Source organism: Bradyrhizobium sp. UFLA05-153 (assembly GCF_054185185.1).
The window spans coordinates 1-16,641 of sequence record NZ_JBBIAM010000168.1 but is presented as its reverse complement, the minus strand read 5'-3'; the positions used below and the strand labels follow the sequence as shown (position 1 = coordinate 16,641).

Genomic DNA, 16,641 nt, shown 5'->3' with positions numbered 1-16,641 from the left:
GGCTAGTCCGTCAGCCACAACGTTCTCAATTGTACGGAGGTAAATGACCGACATGACTAGGGATGGGCGAGCTATACCTAGGTTTGTCCCGTAGTCGCCCGGGGGTTTGCGCTGGCGTTCTTCGCAACGAGACGGCGCACCCTGCGCCGGCTGCACGGCCGCCGCGAGTCGCGGGCCCGCATAGCCGCAGCTAGTTCGCGAGCAGCATCGCGAGCCGCAAGTCCGAAGGCGACACGCCGTCCCGTCGCCATCGACCCGACTTTGGTCGGGGGGAATTGCCGATGTTGTTGCAACGTGGTCTACTTGCATTCACCGCAGAGATGAGCCGAGACTGTCTGCGATGAAGCCTGGCCAGACAGCACAAATCTGGAAGTCAGCTGCGCAATTCGTCTTCGGTTGCGTTGTGCTGGCGCTGGTGACCGCGGCCTGTTTCTTCCTCCAGATCGGGCTCCCCGCGACCGCGTTCTGCTATCTCGTGGTGATCCTGCTGTTCGCACTCATGGACAGCTTCCTGGCCTCCGGTCTCCTCACTCTCCTCGCCGTTGCAGCGCTCGACTTTTTCTCTGCCCCGCCCCTCTTTGATTTCCGCATCTCCGATCCGCAGGATCGCCTGGTGATCGCTCCGTTCCTTTTCGCGTGCCTGATCGGGTCGGGATTGATCCAGCAGGCCCGCAGCGAACGGCGCCCTGGCCGCTTCAAGCCGAGCCTTAAATCCAGCGATGCCGATTTGCGCGAGGCTATGAAGCAATGGCAGCAGGTCTTCGAGCACAACCCGGTCATGTATTTCATGGTCGATCCCGCCGGAACCGTGGTGAACGTGAACACGTTCGGCGCCGCGCAACTGGGCTATACGGCAGCAGAGCTGATCGGCCAATCGGTGCTGGGTGTGTTCTTCGAGGAAGACCGCGACTTCGTCCGCCGGTGCGTCGCGCTCTGCCTTGGGACCGTCGGTCAGTCACACACCTGGGAGATCCGGAAGGTGCGCAAGGACGGCTCGGTTCTGTGGGTCCGCGAGAACGCCAAGGCCATGCTTCAGAGCGATGGCAAGCAGATCGTGCTGGTCGCCTGCGAGAACATCACCGAGCGCAAGGAAGCGGAGAATGCGCTACGACAGAGCGAGGCTTATCTCGCCCAGGCGCAGGAATTGAGCCACACCGGCAGCTTCGGCTGGAAGTCCACAACCGGCGACATCACCTGGTCGAAGGAGACGTATCGCATCTTCCAATGCGACGAAGCCGAGAAGCCCACGATCCCATTCATGCTCGAGCGCATCCATCCGGACGACAGGCTCGCGGTGCGGCGAACCACGGGACGCGCGATGCGCGAGGGGTACGACTACGATCACGAATACCGCCTCGTGATGCCCGACGGCGCCGTGAAATATGTTCGCGCGGTGGCCCGCGCCACGCGAGACGCCGGCGGCAACGTCGAGTTCGTTGGCTCGGTGAGCGACATCACCCCGGCCAAGGAGGCAGAACGGCGACTGCGCGAAAGCGAACAGCGCTTCCGCGACTACGCCGAAACTGCGTCCGACTGGTTCTGGGAGACCGGGCCCGACCATCGCGTCACCCGCGTCTCCGAACATCCTGAAACGGCCGGCATGGCCCCTTTCTGGGCGCTCGGGCTCACACGTTGGGACATTGCTCCCGATGCAGCACTCCAACCGGAGAAGTGGCAACAGCATCGGGCGGCACTTGACGCGCATGCTCCGTTTCGCGACCTTGTGTACCGGAGCAAGGACCGGAACGGACAGCCGACCTATGTTCGCACCAGCGGCAAGCCGTTCCTCGACGCCAACGGCAATTTCCTCGGCTATCGTGGCGTCTGCACCGATGTGACCGCCGCCATCCGGGCCGAACAGGCCGAACTGGCGCTGCGCAAGGCGCAGACCGAACTCGCCCATGTGACGCGCGTAACGACGCTCGGCGAGCTGACCGCCTCGATTGCTCACGAACTCAATCAGCCCCTCGCCGCCGTGATGGCCAACGCCGACGCGTGCATCGGCTGGCTGCAGCGCAGTCCCCCGGATCTGAAAGGGGCACGTCGCTCGGTGGAGTGGATCGTCGAGGATTGCAACCGTGCCGGCGAGGTGATCCGTCACGTCCGGGCACTTGCCAAGAGAACTGACATCGAGATGGTCCCGCTCGACGTCAACGGAGTCGTTCGCGAGGCCGTCGCGCTCGTCCAGCGCGAGATGGCCACCCACGCCGTATCGGTGCGAATGGAATTGAGATCAGTGCTGCCCAATATCATCGGCGACCGAATCCAGTTACAGCAGGTGCTGATCAACCTGATCATGAATGGGATCGAAGCCATGGAAGGCGTCGTGGACCGCCCGCGTGAGCTGGTGATCTGCTCCGGTCCGGATGAAAACGGATCAGTGCTGGTGAGCGTGACGGACCGTGGGGTCGGCATTTCCGCCGATGCGATTGATCGCTTGTTCACACCGTTCTTCACCACCAAATCCGGCGGCCTGGGCATGGGACTCTCGATCTGCCGTTCCATCGTCGAGGCCCACGGCGGACGACTTTCGGCCTCGCCCAACCCGGGGTGCGGCGCGACGTTTCAGATCACCCTGCCCTTGCATCGGGAGGAAGCGCCGTCGTGACCGAGCGCCACAAGCCCTCCTTGCCGCAGACGGGCAATGACGAGCCGATCGTCCTGGTCGTCGACGATGACCCATCAGTGCGTCGGGCGCTTATCAATCTCTTTGAATCGGTCGGCCTCAGGGTTGCTGCATTCGGGTCGGCGTCTGAGATACTGCAAAGCAAGCCGCCGGAGGTCCCCAGCTGTCTGGTGCTCGACATCCGCCTTCCGGGACTGAGCGGCCTCGACCTGCAGGCCGATCTCGCCAAGGCAAACATCCACACGCCCATCATCTTCATCACCGGCCATGGCGACATTCCCATGACCGTCCGGGCCATGAAGAGTGGCGCGGTCGACTTCCTGACCAAGCCGGTGCGCGACCAGGACATGCTGGACGCGGTCCAGGCCGCGATCGAGCGCGATCGCAAGCGCCGCGAGATCGAGAAAACGGTGTCGAACGTCAGGTCCCGCTTCGAGTCGCTCACCCCGCGGGAACGGGACGTGCTGTCCCTGGTCGCGTCTGGCATGATGAACAAGCACGTGGCCGCCGAGCTGGGATTGGCCGAAATCACCGTCAAGATCTATCGTGGCCAGATCATGCGGAAGATGGGTGCCAAGTCGCTGGCCGAGCTGGTGAAAATGAACGAGGCCCTCGGAACACAGCACGCCAAGCGGGACGAACAAACCTAAGTATGAGTTCCAAATCTCGCTTGATGGGCCCACCCTTGCTTCCGGCCGGCGTGCGGCGGCAAGCAGCTTGGGAGCGGACGTTTTGTCAGCGCCTTCAGTGATTTCGGTGCTCGACGATGATCCCTATGTGCGGGCCGCGATCGACAATCTTCTGGCGTCGCGCGGATACGTCGTCCACACCTTCGCCTCGGCCGAAGAGTTCCTGGGCTCGACCGATCTGAACGGCGCCAGTTGCGTGATCGCGGACGTGCAGATGCCGGTCATGTCCGGGATCGATCTGTTGACGCGGATGCGTACCCAGGGCTCGGCCACGCCGTTCATATTCATTACGGCCTTTCCGGATGAGAGCGTGCGTGCACGCGCGTTGAGGGCCGGTGCACTCTGCTTCCTTGGCAAGCCGTTCGTCGCCTCGGAGTTGATGCAATGCCTGGAGATGGCGCTGGGAGGACGGGCGGACGCCACGGCGTGATGCCCTGCGCGTGAGCCCCGCTTCAATCCACCTTGATGTCGGCCGCCTTGATGATCGGCCACCACTTGGCGATCTCGGCCTTCTGCCGCGCGCCGAGCGCTTCGGGGGTGAGCAGGTCCTTCGGCGGCATTTCGAGGCCGAGATTTTCCATCTGCTTCTTCACGGCGGCATCGCCGAGCGCCTCCACCACCGCGACGTTGAGCCTCGATACGATCTCCCGCGGCGTGCCCTTGGGCACCCATAAGCCCGACCACAGCGTCATCTGAAAGCCCTTCAGTCCGGCCTCATCGGCGGTCGGGATTTCGGGCGCGGACGCCAGGCGCTTGTCGTCGCTGATCGCGTAGGCACGGATGGTGCCGGCGCGGACCTGGTTGATGGAGTTCGAGGTCTGGTCGACGATGATGTCGATCTGGCCGGCAATGAGGTCGTTCAGCGCCGGCCCCGTGCCGCGATAGGGTACATATTGCAGCTTGATGCCGGAAACACTCTCGAAATAGACGCCGGCGATGTGGCTGCCGGAGCCCGCACCGGCCGTGCCCGCGGTCGCCGGCGCCGGACGCGACTTCAGCCAGGCGAGCAGCTCCTTCAGCGATGTCGCCGGCACGGCGTTCTTGCTGACGACGATCATGGGGTTGCTCGGAAGCAGCACCACCGGCTCGAGATCGGCGACGAGATCGTAAGGGAGCCTGTAGACCGCACCGTTGGCCACGTGCGTGCCAAGATGGCCGAAGGAGATGGTGTAGCCGTCGGGAGCCGAATGCACGGCGCGCCCCACCCCGATCGAACCGCCGGCACCGGTGACGTTCTCGACCACCACTGCCTGGCCGAGGCTCGCCCGCATGCGCTCGGCGAGCACGCGCGCCATCGCGTCCGAAGGTCCGCCGGCCGCGAACGGCACGATGATGGTGATGGGACGCGAGGGGTAGGTGTCGGCGCGCGCGGCGCCGGCAAGAGCGAGGATGGTGATCAGCGCGGCCCAGATCGTCTTTCGCATCTGCGTCTCCCCCGGCGACATTCCTGATCACCTCCCCCCGTTGCGGGAGAGGGAGAACTACGAGCTCGCGAGCGGCCTTCTCGCCCGGGCTAGAACTGCGAGAAGTCGATCGGCTTGTGGCGGTCGAGCGTGCGGGTGACCGGCGGCAGCGGATACTTCAGGCCGGTCGCGCAGTTGAACAGCATCACGCGATCATTCTTGGTGACGCGGCCGTCGGCGAGGCTCTGTTTGTAGGCGGCGTAAGTCGCGGCGCCCTCGGGACACAAGAGCAGCCCCTCCTCGCGCGCGACCTCGCTCAGCGCCGATGAGATCTTGTCGTCGTCGACCGCGATGGCAAAGCCCTTGCTCTCGCGCACGGCGCGCAGGATCAGGAAGTCGCCGATCGCCTGCGGCACGCGAATTCCTGAAGCGATGGTGTGGGCGTCCTCCCAGCGCGCCGCATGGTCGGTGCCCTCCTTATAGGCGCGCACCATCGGCGCACAGCCGGACGCCTGCACCGCAACCATGCGCGGGCGCTTCGATCCGATGAAGCCGATCTTCTCGAGCTCGTCGAAGGCCTTCCACATGCCGATCAGGCCGGTGCCGCCGCCGGTCGGATAGAAGATCACGTCGGGCACATCCCAGCCGAGCTGCTCGGCAAGCTCCAGCCCCATCGTCTTCTTGCCCTCGATCCGGTACGGCTCCTTCAGCGTCGAGGTGTCGAACCAGCCGACCTTCGCCTTGCCCTCGCCGACGATCTTGCCGCAATCGTCGATATAGCCGTTGACGCGGTAGACGGTCGCGCCCTGCAATTCGATTTCGCTGACGTTCACCTCCGGCGTATCGGCCGGGCAGAAGATCGTGGTCCTGATGCCGCAGGAGGTCGCATAGGCCGCGAGCGCTGCGCCGGCGTTGCCGTTGGTCGGCATCGCCATGTGCTTGATGCCAAGCGCCTTGCCCATCGACACCGCCATGACGAGGCCCCGCGCCTTGAACGAGCCAGTCGGCAGGCGGCCTTCATCTTTCACGATGATCTCGCCGCCGCCCAGCTTTTGCGACAGCTTCGGCAGCCGGATCAGCGGCGTCGTGATCTCCCCGAGCGAGACGATGTCCTTGCACTTGCGCACCGGCAACAGCTCGCGGTAGCGCCACATGTCGGCGGGGCGCTGGCTCAGTGCATCCTTGGTCAGCGCCTCCTTCACCCCAGTGAGGTCGTAGCGCACCAGCAGCGGCTTGCCGGCCTTCGAGAGGTTGTGAACCTGGTCGGCCGGATAGTGATCTCCCTCCATCGCGCATTCCAGATGCGTGACGAAGGTCGGGCGCTCGATGGTGAGGTTGTCGTTGTCGTGCACGGGGTGATTTCCTTCTTATTTTGCAAACGGCTCCCTTCACTCGTCATTGCGAGCGCAGCGAAGCAATCCAGTGTCTTTCCGCAGAGGCAGTCTGGATTGCTTCGCTTCGCTCGCAATGACAGAGGCAATTAGATATTCAACACCCTTCCATACGCGTCCAGCACGGCTTCCTTCATCATTTCCGACAGCGTCGGATGCGGGAAGACGGTGTGCATCAGCTCTTCTTCGGTCGTCTCGAGGTTCATCGCCACGACGTAGCCCTGGATCAGCTCGGTAACCTCCGCGCCGATCATGTGCGCGCCGAGAAGCTGCCCGGTCTTCTTGTCGAGGATCACCTTGACGAGGCCCTGGTCCTCGCCGAGTGCGATCGCCTTGCCGTTGCCGACGAAGGGGAAGCGGCCGACGCGGATTTCGCGGCCACTCTCCTTGGCCTTGGCTTCGGTGAGGCCGACGGAAGCGACCTGCGGGTGGCAATAGGTGCAGCCCGGGATCATGTTCTTGTCCATGGCGTGCGGATGCAGACCCTTGATCGCCTCGACGCAGATCACGCCCTCATGCTCGGCCTTGTGCGCGAGCATGGGGGGACCGGCAACGTCGCCGATGGCGTAGATGCCGGGAACGTTGGTCTTGCCGTAGCCGTCGATGACGATGCAGCCCCGGTCGGTTTTGACGCCGAGCTTTTCAAGGCCGAGATTCTCGATATTGCCGACGACGCCGACCGCGGAGATCACGCGCTCGAACTCGGTGGTGACCGGCTTGCCCTTGCCGTCGTCGATGGTGGCAACGACGCTGTCGGCCTTCTTGTCGAGCTTCGTGACTTTGGTCGAGGACATGATCTTGATGCCCATCTTCTCGAAACGCTTTCGCGCGAGGCCTGCGATCTCCGCGTCCTCTACGGGCAGGATCTGCGGCAGCACCTCGACCACGGTGACGTCGGACCCCATGGTGTGGAAGAAGGACGCGAACTCGATGCCGATCGCGCCGGAGCCGACGACGAGGAGCGATTTCGGAATCCGGTCGGGGATCATGGCCTCAAAGTAGGTCCAGACCAGCTTCGGATCGGGCTCGAGACCGGGCAGCACGCGCGGCCGCGCGCCGGTCGCGACGATGATGTGCTTGGCCTGATAGGTTCCTTCGCCTAGCGAGCCCTTCGGTCCTTCGACGTCGGACTTCTTCACCGTGATCTTGCCGGGCGCATCGATCGAGGCGGCGCCCCAGATCACACTGACCTTGTTCTTCTTCATCAGGAAGCCGACGCCGTCGTTCAGCCGCTTCGAGACGCCGCGCGATCGCTGCACCACCGCCTTCGGATCGAACGAGATCTTCTCCGCCGACAGGCCGTAATCCTTGGCGTGCTGCATGTAGTGGTAGATCTCCGCCGAGCGCAGCAGCGCTTTCGTCGGGATGCAGCCCCAGTTCAGGCAGATGCCCCCGAGATAGGATTTTTCGATGATCGCGGTCTTGAAGCCGAGCTGCGCGGCGCGGATCGCGGTGACGTAGCCGCCGGGACCGGAGCCAATGATGATGATGTCGAAGGATGTGTCGGCCATGCTTTTGCGCTCGTTCCCGTTCAACCGGTCTCAATGTTCGAGACCGTCATTGCGAGGAGCTCTTGCGACGAAGCAATCCAGTCTGCCGGTCACGTCCTGGAATGCTTCGCTTCGCTCGCAATGACGACGCGAATTCGCTTCGTCAGACCATCATCATGACGGGGTTTTCGATCAGCTGCTTGAACGCACCGATCAGCTCGGCGCCGAGCGCGCCGTCGATGGCGCGGTGATCGCAGGACAGCGTCACGCTCATCATCTGCGCGATCTCGATCTTGCCGCCGCGAACCACCGGCCGTTCCTCGCTGGTGCCGACCGCAAGGATCGTCGCATGCGGCGGGTTGATCACGGCGGTGAAGTCCTTGATGCCGAACATGCCGAGGTTCGACACCGCGGTGGTGCCGCCCTGATACTCCTCGGGCTTCAATTTGCGCGAGCGCGCACGCGTTGCAAAATCCTTCATCTCGTTGGAGATTGTCGAGAGCGTCTTAGTCTCGGCCTTGCGGATGATCGGCGTGATCAGGCCGCCGGGCATCGCCACGGCAACGCCGACGTCGGAATGGTGGTGCTTGACCATGCCGGACTCGGTCCAGCTCACATTGCAGTTCGGGATCTTCTGGAGCGCGACCGCCATCGCCTTGATGACGAAGTCGTTGACCGAGATCTTGTAGAGCGGCTTCTTCTCCTTGTCCTTGGGAGCAGCCGCATTGATCTCCTCGCGCGCGACCAGCAGCTTGCCAATGTCGCAATCGATGGTGAGATAGAAGTGCGGGACGTTCTGGATCGACGCGGTGAGGCGCTGCGCGATGGTGCGGCGCATGCCGTCATGCGGGACGATGTCGTAGGAGCCCGGCTCAAACAGCGCCAAAATCTGCTTGTCGGACATGGTCGGCGCAATCGACGGCGCGGCTGACGGAGCAGCAGCCGGGGCTTTCAGGCCCTTGCCCGACTTGGCCTGCTCGACGTCGCGCGCGACGACGCGGCCATGCGGGCCAGTGCCCGTCACAAGTGAAATCTCGATGCCGGCGTCCTTGGCGAGACGGCGCGCCAGCGGCGAGGAGAACACGCGGCCACCCTGGCCGTTGCCCTTCGCGGCCGGAGCGGCGGCCTGTGGCGCGGGAGCAGCAGCAGGAGCCGGTGCCGCCTTCGCAGCGGGTGCGGGCGCCGGAGCCGGTGCAGCGGCCGGAGCTTCTGCAGCTTTCGGCGGCGCAGCCGACGCGGCGGGCTTGGCAGCGCCCGCGGCCTTGACGTCCTCGCCCTCGCCGGCGAGCACTGCGATCACATCGTTCACCGGCACATCCTGCGTGCCCTCGGGCACGAGAATCTTGGCGATCGTGCCTTCGTCGATCGCCTCGACCTCCATGGTGGCCTTGTCGGTCTCGATCTCGGCGATGACGTCGCCAGATTTGACCTTGTCGCCCTCTTTCTTCAGCCACTTGGCGAGGTTGCCCTTCTCCATCGTTGGCGAAAGAGCGGGCATCAGGATGTTGATGGGCATGCTGACCTCACGAAGAACTTCTCAAAACGTCGTCTCCCGACCCACCGGAAGACGAACAGACAAGGATTAGTTGCCGATGTCGCCCTGCCACAGGCGCTCATTGGCGGGATTGGAACGCCACGACTTCATCATGGCGATGGAGCGGTCGTCGGCAAGATCGATCCAGGGGATGCCGAACTTGTCGAGAATGTCTTTGGAGCCGGGGAAGGCCTCGGCCTCACCCATCGCCTCCCGCATGAGATCGTAGTGATAGGATTCGACCGCCACGCTCAGTGCCCCTTCTGCCCGCGCGGCGTCGTGGTGCCCATGTCGGTCGGACGCTCGATCTCGGCCTCGAACATGTCGAGGATTCGGCCCAGCGCCTCCTCCTCGCTCATCTCGCTCTCGCGCGCATAGGCGCGCGCGGCATGACGAGCGAGATCGACCAGCAGGAGGCCCCACATGTCGGGCTCCTCGAAGGCCCGCTGGAACGCCATCGACAGCCCGCCGTCGAGCACGAACACGCGCAAAATCTCGATCGCGTCTTCGCGTCCAATCACGTCAGGTGGAAGTGGCTGTTCCTTGGGCGCTGCCATGGTCTACCTGTAGCAGACGGCTTTGGCGGCCTCGACCACTTCGGCTGCCGAGGGCAGCGCGAGCTTCTCCAGGTTCGCGGCATAGGGCATCGGCACGTCCTTGCCCGAAACGCGCGTCACCGGCGCGTCCAGGTAGTCGAAGGCATGCTCCATGATGCGCGCGGCGATCTCGGCGCCGACACCGCTCTGGGCCCAGCCCTCCTCCACCGTGACGGCACGGCCGGTCTTCTTCACGGAGTTGACGATGGTCTCGGTGTCCATCGGCCGCAACGTGCGCAGGTCGATCACCTCGGCCTCGATGCCGTCCTTGGCGAGTTCGTCCGCCGCCTTCAGCGCATAGGTCATGCCGTTCGACCACGAGATGATCGTGACGTGGCTGCCCGAGCGCACGATGCGCGCCTTGCCGAGCGGGATCACATAGTCGTCGAGCTTCGGCACTTCGCCGGTGTGGCCGTAGAGAACTTCGTTCTCGAGGAAGATCACCGGATTGGGATCGCGGATCGCGGCCTTGAGCAGGCCCTTGGCATCCGCGGCCGAATACGGCGCGACGACCTTCAGACCCGGAATGTGCGAATACCAGGAGGAGTAATCCTGGCTGTGCTGGGCGGCGACGCGGGCAGCGGCGCCGTTGGGGCCGCGGAACACGATCGAGCAGCCCATCTGGCCGCCGGACATATAGAGCGTCTTGGCGGCGGAATTGATGATCTGGTCCATCGCCTGCATCGCGAAGTTGAAGGTCATGAACTCGACGACCGGCTTCAGGCCGGCCATCGCGGCGCCGACGCCGATGCCGGCAAAGCCATGCTCGGTGATCGGCGTGTCGATGACGCGCCTGGCGCCGAATTCCTGCAACAGGCCCTGCGTGACCTTGTAGGCGCCCTGATATTCGGCGACCTCTTCACCCATCACGAAGACGTCGGCATCGCGCCGCATTTCCTCGGCCATCGCATCGCGCAACGCTTCGCGGACGGTCTGCTTCACCATCTCGGTGCCGGCGGGCACCTCCGGATCGGGCTCGGCGACGGCGGCCGGAGCCGAGGGTGCAGCTTTCGGCGCAGACGCCTCGCTCTTGGCTTGCGCAGGCGGCGCGGCTTCTGCAGCCGGCTTCGCAGGCGCCGGAGCTTTCGCAAGATCAGCGGCGCTCTCGCCGTCGGCGAGAATCGTCGCGATCGGCGTGTTCACGGCGACGTCGGCGGTGCCTTCGGGGATCAGGATCTTGCCGAGCGTGCCCTCATCGGTCGCCTCGACCTCCATGGTCGCCTTGTCGGTCTCGATCTCGGCGATCACGTCGCCCGACTTGATCGTCTCGCCCTCTTTTTTCAGCCATTTGGCGAGGTTGCCCTTTTCCATCGTGGGCGACAGCGCGGGCATCAGCACTTGAATTGGCATATCAACTCCAAAAGAAAGCTTGCGCGCTTTTAGCGATAAACGTCGGTCCAGAGCTCGGACACATCCGGCTCGGGATCATGCTGGGCAAAGTCGGCGGAGGCATTCACGATGTCGCGGACCTCGGCGTCAATCGCCTTGACATCCTGCTCGCTCACTTTGGCGGCCAGGAGGCGGTTGCGCACCTGCTCGATCGGATCCTGGTCGTGGCGAACCTTCTCGACCTCCTCGCGCGTGCGGTATTTTGCAGGGTCCGACATCGAGTGGCCGCGGTAGCGGTAGGTCTGCATCTCCAGGATGACCGGGCCCTTGCCGGCGCGGCACCAGGCGACTGCCTCATCGGCCGCAGCCTTCACCGCACGGACGTCCATGCCGTCGACCTGGTGACCGGGGATGTTGAAGGACAGGCCGCGCTTGGAGAAATCCTGCTGCGCCGAGGCGCGCGACACCGCTGTGCCCATGGCGTAGCGGTTGTTCTCGATGACGAAGATCACTGGCAGCTTCCAGAGCTCCGCCATGTTGAAGCTCTCATAGACTTGGCCCTGGTTCGCCGCTCCATCGCCGAAATAGGTGACGGCGACGTTGTCGTTGCCGCGATAATGGTTGGCGAAAGCAAGGCCCGCACCGAGCGAGACCTGGGCGCCAACGATGCCGTGGCCGCCGTAAAACTTCTTCTCCACGCTAAACATGTGCATGGAGCCGCCCTTGCCCTTGGAATAGCCGCCGCGGCGCCCGGTGAGCTCGGCCATGACGCCGTTAGCCTCCATGCCGGTGGCGAGCATATGACCGTGGTCGCGATAGCCGGTGATGACCTGGTCGCCGTCCTTCAGCGCCATCTGCATGCCGACCACCACGGCCTCCTGGCCGATATAGAGGTGGCAGAAGCCGCCGATCGCACCCATGCCGTAGAGCTGGCCGGCCTTCTCCTCGAATCGCCGGATCAGGAGCATGTCGCGGAGCGCCTTGAGCTCCTGCTCTCTGGTGAATTCCGGGGGCGAGCCGCCGTTGGTCTTGTCCTGGGGAGCGCTAGCGGCGGCTTTCTTGGGTGCGGCCATAGGAATTCCGGGTCAGAGAAAACTAAGCCCTCTCTAACCTAACTCAATCGCGCGCGAAAGCACTGTGGCTGCATGGCGCGCTTTTCGTTATGCCGCAGTGCAACGTGGCCGAAATATTGCAAAACCTTTGGCGCCGATCAGGCAACATTAGCTCTCCGCCAAGCCGGCCTCACCAGCCGAGTTCTCGAAGATAGGCGGCGCGGGCGCCAACTCCCGTATGCGTGAAGTCGGTAAAGACCCCATCGACGCCGAGACGGAAGAATTTGAGATATTCAAGGCTTGGATCGCCGTGATAGTCGCCAGCCAGGTACTTCTTCTCGTTTCGGAAAGTGAAGACGTGCACAAACAGGCCGATCTTGTGCGCGTCGGCAACGAGGCTGGTCGCTTCCTGCGTCGAAGCGTCCGGCGTCGATCCCTTGTAGGGAGAGCCATCGGCGTTGCTGTCCTTCCACGGCGAAATCTTGAGCGGAACGATATAGGGCTTCCACGGACCAATGCCGTCGGCATAGGTCTTGATCTCCGCAAGGCCCTCGGAGGTTAGCATCGCATCGTACAAGCGCGCGTCACCCGAAAGCGTCCAGTCGAACGGACGCGAATTGGTGATGTTGTCATTGAGGACCTTGCCGTTCCTGAAGTCGACACCGTTGCCATCGATGAGCTGGACCTGCCGCGTCTCAAGGCCATGGCTGCGCATGTATTTCAGGCTGCCAGGCTCGAAGCTCTGAACAAGGATCGGGGCATCCCTCGCGTTGAGGCCGTTGTCCTTGATGATCTTGATCAGGGCATCCTCGAGCGGGTGGCTGCCGGGCGCGCCACAGCCATTGGCGATCGCCTGGGCATTGTTCCAGGTCGGATTCTTGGTCTCCGGATAGACCGCGATGGGACGCCCCGTCTCCTTGCTCTTGGCCTTGGCAATGTCGATGATGTCCTGGAAACTGATGATCGGGAACTTGCCGTTGAAGACCTTCGGCCTTTCGTTGGCCGCATCATAGGTGGTGCCGGCGATCCAGTTCTTCAGCTCGGCCATGGTGAAGTCGGTGATCGACCAATCGTTGGTATGGTCTTCGCCGTCCACGATCAGCGATTTCAGCACCGATTTGGGGTCGGCCGGATCGGTGAGATCAGTGAGGTATTCACCAGGCCCGCTGGCGGGAGATTGGGCCCATTTCACTTTGACGAGGACACCGGGTACCGTGCGCTTGCGGGCGGCAACCGCCGGATTGGTCTTCGCCACCTCGGCAACGTTGGTATTGTCGTTCAGCCAAGGGTTGTGACGTGCGACCAGGACACAATCCTTGGTCAGGTGCAGGTCCTCTTCGAGCGCGTCGGTTCCGAGGGCTGCGGCGAGATCATACGATGCCTCGGTCTCTTCAGGCACCAGCCCCGGCAGGCCGCGATGCCCGAGGATCAGTGGCGGCTTTCCGTCGAGGGTCGAAAAGGGCTTGGCGCCGGCGGGCGCCGGGCTTGTCTGCGCGAAGGCCGTCGATGCCGGGAGCAATGCCAAAGCCGCCACGCCGAACAGCATCGCTCCAACACCCGACTTCCGTTGTGACCGACTGTCCTTCATGGCCAAGCCTCCGTTTCTTGCGTCGCATCGCTTCGAATGCGACAGGGGCCGAGCTGAATAGCTCGGCCCCTCGTCTTGTCCCAATTCTTTGACGGACGGATGACGAAGGCGGCGCCGCATTGGCGCCGCCCTCTCCGCCGATCAGAAGAAGCCGAGCTTCTTCGGGCTGTAGCTGACCAGGAGGTTCTTGGTCTGCTGATAGTGATCGAGCATCATCTTGTGGGTCTCGCGGCCGACACCCGACTGCTTGTAGCCGCCGAACGCCGCGTGTGCGGGATAGGCGTGGTAGCAGTTGGTCCAGACCCGGCCGGCCTGGATGGCGCGGCCGAAGCGGTAGCAGCGATTGGCATCGCGGCTCCAGACACCGGCCCCTAAACCGTAGAGCGTGTCGTTGGCGATCGCGAGCGCCTCGTCGTCGGTCTTGAAGGTCGTCACCGACACGACCGGCCCAAAGATCTCCTCCTGGAAGATCCGCATCCTGTTGTGGCCCTGGAACACGGTCGGCTGGACGTAATAGCCGCCCGAGAGATCGCCGCCGAGGCTCGCGCGACCACCGCCGGCGAGGACCTTCGCCCCTTCCTTCTTGCCGATGTCGATATAGGAAAGAATTTTCTCCAGCTGCTCGCCCGAGGCCTGGGCGCCGATCATGGTGTCGGCAGCACGCGGATCGCCCTGCTTGATGGCCGCGACGCGCTTCAGCGCTCGTTCCATGAAGCGGTCATAGATGTCCGCATGGACCAGCGCACGGCTCGGACAGGTGCAGACTTCGCCCTGGTTGAGCGCGAACATCACGAAGCCCTCGATCGCCTTGTCGAAGAAGTCGTCGTCTTCGGCGGTGACGTCCTTGAAGAAGATGTTGGGCGATTTGCCGCCGAGCTCGAGCGTGACGGGAATGAGGTTCTGGGCGGCATATTGCATAATCAGCCGGCCTGTCGTGGTCTCGCCGGTGAAGGCGATCTTAGCGATGCGCGGGCTGGACGCGAGCGGCTTGCCGGCCTCGAGGCCAAAGCCGTTGACGATGTTGAGCACGCCGGGCGGCAAGAGGTCGCCGACAATCTCGGCCCAGACCATGATCGAGGCCGGCGTCTGCTCAGCGGGCTTGAGTACCACGCAATTGCCGGCGGCGAGCGCAGGCGCGAGCTTCCAGCACGCCATCAGCAGCGGGAAGTTCCAGGGGATGATCTGGCCGACCACGCCGAGCGGCTCATGGAAATGATAGGCGATCGTGTCGTGATCGATCTCGCCGATCGAGCCCTCCTGTGCGCGCACGACGCCGGCGAAATAGCGGAAGTGATCGATCGCGAGCGGCAAGTCGGCGGCGCGGGTCTCGCGGATCGGCTTGCCGTTGTCCCAGGTCTCGGCGATCGCGAGCCGCTCGAGGTTTTCTTCCATGCGGTCGGCGATCCGGTTCAGGATTGCGGCGCGCTCGGCAACGCTGGTGCTGCCCCAAGCGGCCTTGGCGGCATGCGCCGCGTCGAGCGCGGCCTCGACGTCCTGGTGATCGGAGCGCGCGATCTTGCAGACGACCTGACCGTTCACGGGCGAGGCGTTGTCAAAATATTTGCCGGAGATCGGCGCGACGAATTTGCCGCCGATGAAATTGTCATACTTCGCGGCGAACGGCACTTGTGCGACGTTGAGGAATTCAACCTTGTTCATGTTCACTCCCGATGTTGCTGTTTGCGTGATCGTCGTGTGTTCACGACTTGCGCAGACGATGAAGCGGGAGTCGTTTTCTGTCAGCCCGGATGAAAGCGATGACGGAAGCGACCTGTCGCAGTTCTGCGACAGGTGAAGCAGCCCTCACGCATTCAGACATCATCCTGAGAAGCGCGCTCTTGAGCCACATCGTCATTGCGAGCGCAGCGAAGCACTCCAGTGTCTCTCCGCGGAAAGATTCTGGATTGCTTCGCTGCGCTCGCAATGACGATTGAGGAAACGAGCAAACGCTCAGTGCTTCAGCTCGAAGCGCTTGAGCTTTCGGTGGAGCGTGGCGCGGCTGACGCCGAGCGCCTTGGCGGCGGCGGAAACATTGCCGCCCGCGCGCAACAGCGCCCGCTGCAAGACCGCGCGCTGGCCACCGGCGAGGTGGTCGCGCGCGGCATCGCCACCGAGAAGATCGGCTGCGGGCACCGGCTGCAACGGGCGGCCGGGCGCGATCCCGAGTCCGACCCGGGCGGATCTCGTCGCGCCTATCACGAGATCGTCCGCATCGACCGCGACGAGACCGCCGCCATGGCCGTCGGCTGACGGCGTCAGCACGATGCGGGCATGGGCGAAGGCGTTGCGGAACAGATCAGCCTCGATACGCTTTGCCGCCTCGCCCGCGGCGAGCGCGATCAGATTGGCGAAGGCGTCGGTGCGGTCGGCGCGGCAGGAGGAGACGTCGAGCACGCCAGCCAGCATCCCGTCATGATCGTAGATCGGGACAGCGGTGCAGCTCAGAAGCGTGTTGCGGGTGAAGAAATGCTGGTCGCGGTCGATGGTCAGCGGCCGCTGCTCGACGAGGCACGTTCCGATGCCGTTGGTGCCCTCATGCTCCTCGCTCCAGAGCGCACCGGTCCACAGGCCCCAGGATTGGAACGTGGAGTCGTCGGCCGGCGTGCCGCGACGATCGACCGGGGTGCCCTCGCCGTCGGCAAGCAGCACGCAGCAGCCGGCAGCGCCAACTGCCTGGTAGAGACGGTCCATCGCGCCCTGGGCAGCATTGAGCAGTGGCGCGATCCGCTCGCGCGCATGGTATAGCTCGGCCTCGGTGAGGCGGATCGGCGGCCGTCGGCCGCCGGGATCGAGATGGTGCAATCGGGAGGAACGGCACCACGAGGCCACGAGCGCGGAGCGTGCCGCCTGGCCTGACGCAATGGCGGCCTCGACACGGGCCGCGTGATGCGGGTGCATTTGCCCATTCATCACTGTTTCCTCCCGATGGCAGTCTAGATGCTG

14 protein-coding genes are annotated in these 16,641 nt (G+C 63.8%); 3 read left to right on the top strand and 11 right to left on the bottom strand.

Translation table 11 applies throughout. From position 1 onward, the window contains the following. Nucleotides 1-340: 340 nt before the first annotated feature. The 3 genes from Q2941_RS46695 to Q2941_RS46685 all read left to right on the top strand — a co-directional run bounded on the left by Q2941_RS46695 (nucleotide 341) and on the right by Q2941_RS46685 (nucleotide 3,745). On the top strand, nucleotides 341-2,608 hold the full coding sequence (locus tag Q2941_RS46695) for a PAS domain S-box protein (protein WP_458196820.1): 2,268 nt from the start codon (nucleotides 341-343) through the stop codon (nucleotides 2,606-2,608). Further along, entirely contained in the window at nucleotides 2,605-3,276 is a 672-nt protein-coding gene (locus Q2941_RS46690) for a response regulator transcription factor (protein WP_027522663.1), read from the top strand. Before Q2941_RS46695 ends, Q2941_RS46690 begins: the two co-directional genes overlap by 4 nt. A gap of 82 nt (nucleotides 3,277-3,358) precedes the next feature. After that, nucleotides 3,359-3,745 carry a response regulator transcription factor gene (locus tag Q2941_RS46685; RefSeq protein WP_027522662.1) on the top strand — a complete coding sequence of 129 codons (387 nt, stop codon included), beginning with the start codon at nucleotides 3,359-3,361 and terminating at the stop codon, nucleotides 3,743-3,745. Between the two features lie 22 nt (nucleotides 3,746-3,767). Here the strand turns inward: Q2941_RS46685 and Q2941_RS46680 are convergent, their stop codons facing one another. From Q2941_RS46680 to Q2941_RS46630, 11 genes are all read right to left on the bottom strand, one after another. Continuing rightward, nucleotides 3,768-4,739, bottom strand: coding sequence for a tripartite tricarboxylate transporter substrate binding protein BugD (locus tag Q2941_RS46680; protein WP_458196819.1), 972 nt, complete (start codon nucleotides 4,737-4,739; stop codon nucleotides 3,768-3,770). An 89-nt stretch (nucleotides 4,740-4,828) separates the two neighbouring features. After that, complete coding sequence (locus tag Q2941_RS46675) at nucleotides 4,829-6,070, bottom strand: threonine synthase (protein ID WP_027522660.1); 1,242 nt, start codon at nucleotides 6,068-6,070, stop codon at nucleotides 4,829-4,831. A 128-nt stretch (nucleotides 6,071-6,198) separates the two neighbouring features. Beyond that, nucleotides 6,199-7,620, bottom strand: a complete 1,422-nt coding sequence (lpdA, locus tag Q2941_RS46670; protein WP_458196817.1) for a dihydrolipoyl dehydrogenase — start codon at nucleotides 7,618-7,620, stop codon at nucleotides 6,199-6,201. 142 nt (nucleotides 7,621-7,762) lie between these two features. Then, nucleotides 7,763-9,115 (bottom strand): pyruvate dehydrogenase complex dihydrolipoamide acetyltransferase, encoded by a 1,353-nt coding sequence (locus Q2941_RS46665; RefSeq protein WP_027522658.1) that lies wholly within the window; start codon nucleotides 9,113-9,115, stop codon nucleotides 7,763-7,765. A 66-nt stretch (nucleotides 9,116-9,181) separates the two neighbouring features. Beyond that, nucleotides 9,182-9,382: a hypothetical protein gene (locus tag Q2941_RS46660; RefSeq protein ID WP_458196816.1), complete on the bottom strand. Its 201-nt coding sequence runs from the start codon at nucleotides 9,380-9,382 to the stop codon at nucleotides 9,182-9,184. A gap of 2 nt (nucleotides 9,383-9,384) precedes the next feature. After that, the gene (locus Q2941_RS46655) at nucleotides 9,385-9,690 is read right to left on the bottom strand and encodes a DUF5076 domain-containing protein (RefSeq protein WP_027522656.1); all 306 of its coding nucleotides are present in this window, start codon (nucleotides 9,688-9,690) and stop codon (nucleotides 9,385-9,387) included. A 3-nt stretch (nucleotides 9,691-9,693) separates the two neighbouring features. Further along, nucleotides 9,694-11,079, bottom strand: a complete 1,386-nt coding sequence (locus Q2941_RS46650) for a pyruvate dehydrogenase complex E1 component subunit beta (RefSeq protein ID WP_458196815.1) — start codon at nucleotides 11,077-11,079, stop codon at nucleotides 9,694-9,696. A 29-nt stretch (nucleotides 11,080-11,108) separates the two neighbouring features. Next, on the bottom strand, nucleotides 11,109-12,131 hold the full coding sequence (gene pdhA, locus Q2941_RS46645) for a pyruvate dehydrogenase (acetyl-transferring) E1 component subunit alpha (RefSeq protein WP_458196814.1): 1,023 nt from the start codon (nucleotides 12,129-12,131) through the stop codon (nucleotides 11,109-11,111). Between the two features lie 169 nt (nucleotides 12,132-12,300). Beyond that, entirely contained in the window at nucleotides 12,301-13,698 is a 1,398-nt protein-coding gene (locus tag Q2941_RS46640) for a glycerophosphodiester phosphodiesterase family protein (protein ID WP_027522653.1), read from the bottom strand. A 141-nt stretch (nucleotides 13,699-13,839) separates the two neighbouring features. Beyond that, nucleotides 13,840-15,357: an aldehyde dehydrogenase gene (gene adh / locus Q2941_RS46635; protein WP_458196813.1), complete on the bottom strand. Its 1,518-nt coding sequence runs from the start codon at nucleotides 15,355-15,357 to the stop codon at nucleotides 13,840-13,842. Between the two features lie 291 nt (nucleotides 15,358-15,648). Then, a complete protein-coding gene (locus Q2941_RS46630; protein WP_027522651.1) occupies nucleotides 15,649-16,608 on the bottom strand; it encodes a helix-turn-helix domain-containing protein in 960 nt (319 codons plus the stop codon). Nucleotides 16,609-16,641 lie beyond the last annotated feature (33 nt).

Bases quoted from the DNA above. Each gene is read 5' to 3' on its own strand.
- Q2941_RS46695 (WP_458196820.1), top strand. From the start codon at position 341: ATGAAGCCTGGCCAGACAGCACAAATCTGGAAGTCAGCTGCGCAATTC.
- Q2941_RS46680 (WP_458196819.1), bottom strand. From the start codon at position 4,739: ATGCGAAAGACGATCTGGGCCGCGCTGATCACCATCCTCGCTCTTGCC.
- lpdA (WP_458196817.1), bottom strand. From the start codon at position 7,620: ATGGCCGACACATCCTTCGACATCATCATCATTGGCTCCGGTCCCGGC.
- Q2941_RS46665 (WP_027522658.1), bottom strand. From the start codon at position 9,115: ATGCCCATCAACATCCTGATGCCCGCTCTTTCGCCAACGATGGAGAAG.
- Q2941_RS46655 (WP_027522656.1), bottom strand. From the start codon at position 9,690: ATGGCAGCGCCCAAGGAACAGCCACTTCCACCTGACGTGATTGGACGC.
- Q2941_RS46650 (WP_458196815.1), bottom strand. From the start codon at position 11,079: ATGCCAATTCAAGTGCTGATGCCCGCGCTGTCGCCCACGATGGAAAAG.
- pdhA (WP_458196814.1), bottom strand. From the start codon at position 12,131: ATGGCCGCACCCAAGAAAGCCGCCGCTAGCGCTCCCCAGGACAAGACC.
- Q2941_RS46640 (WP_027522653.1), bottom strand. From the start codon at position 13,698: ATGAAGGACAGTCGGTCACAACGGAAGTCGGGTGTTGGAGCGATGCTG.
- adh (WP_458196813.1), bottom strand. From the start codon at position 15,357: ATGAACAAGGTTGAATTCCTCAACGTCGCACAAGTGCCGTTCGCCGCG.
- Q2941_RS46630 (WP_027522651.1), bottom strand. From the start codon at position 16,608: ATGAATGGGCAAATGCACCCGCATCACGCGGCCCGTGTCGAGGCCGCC.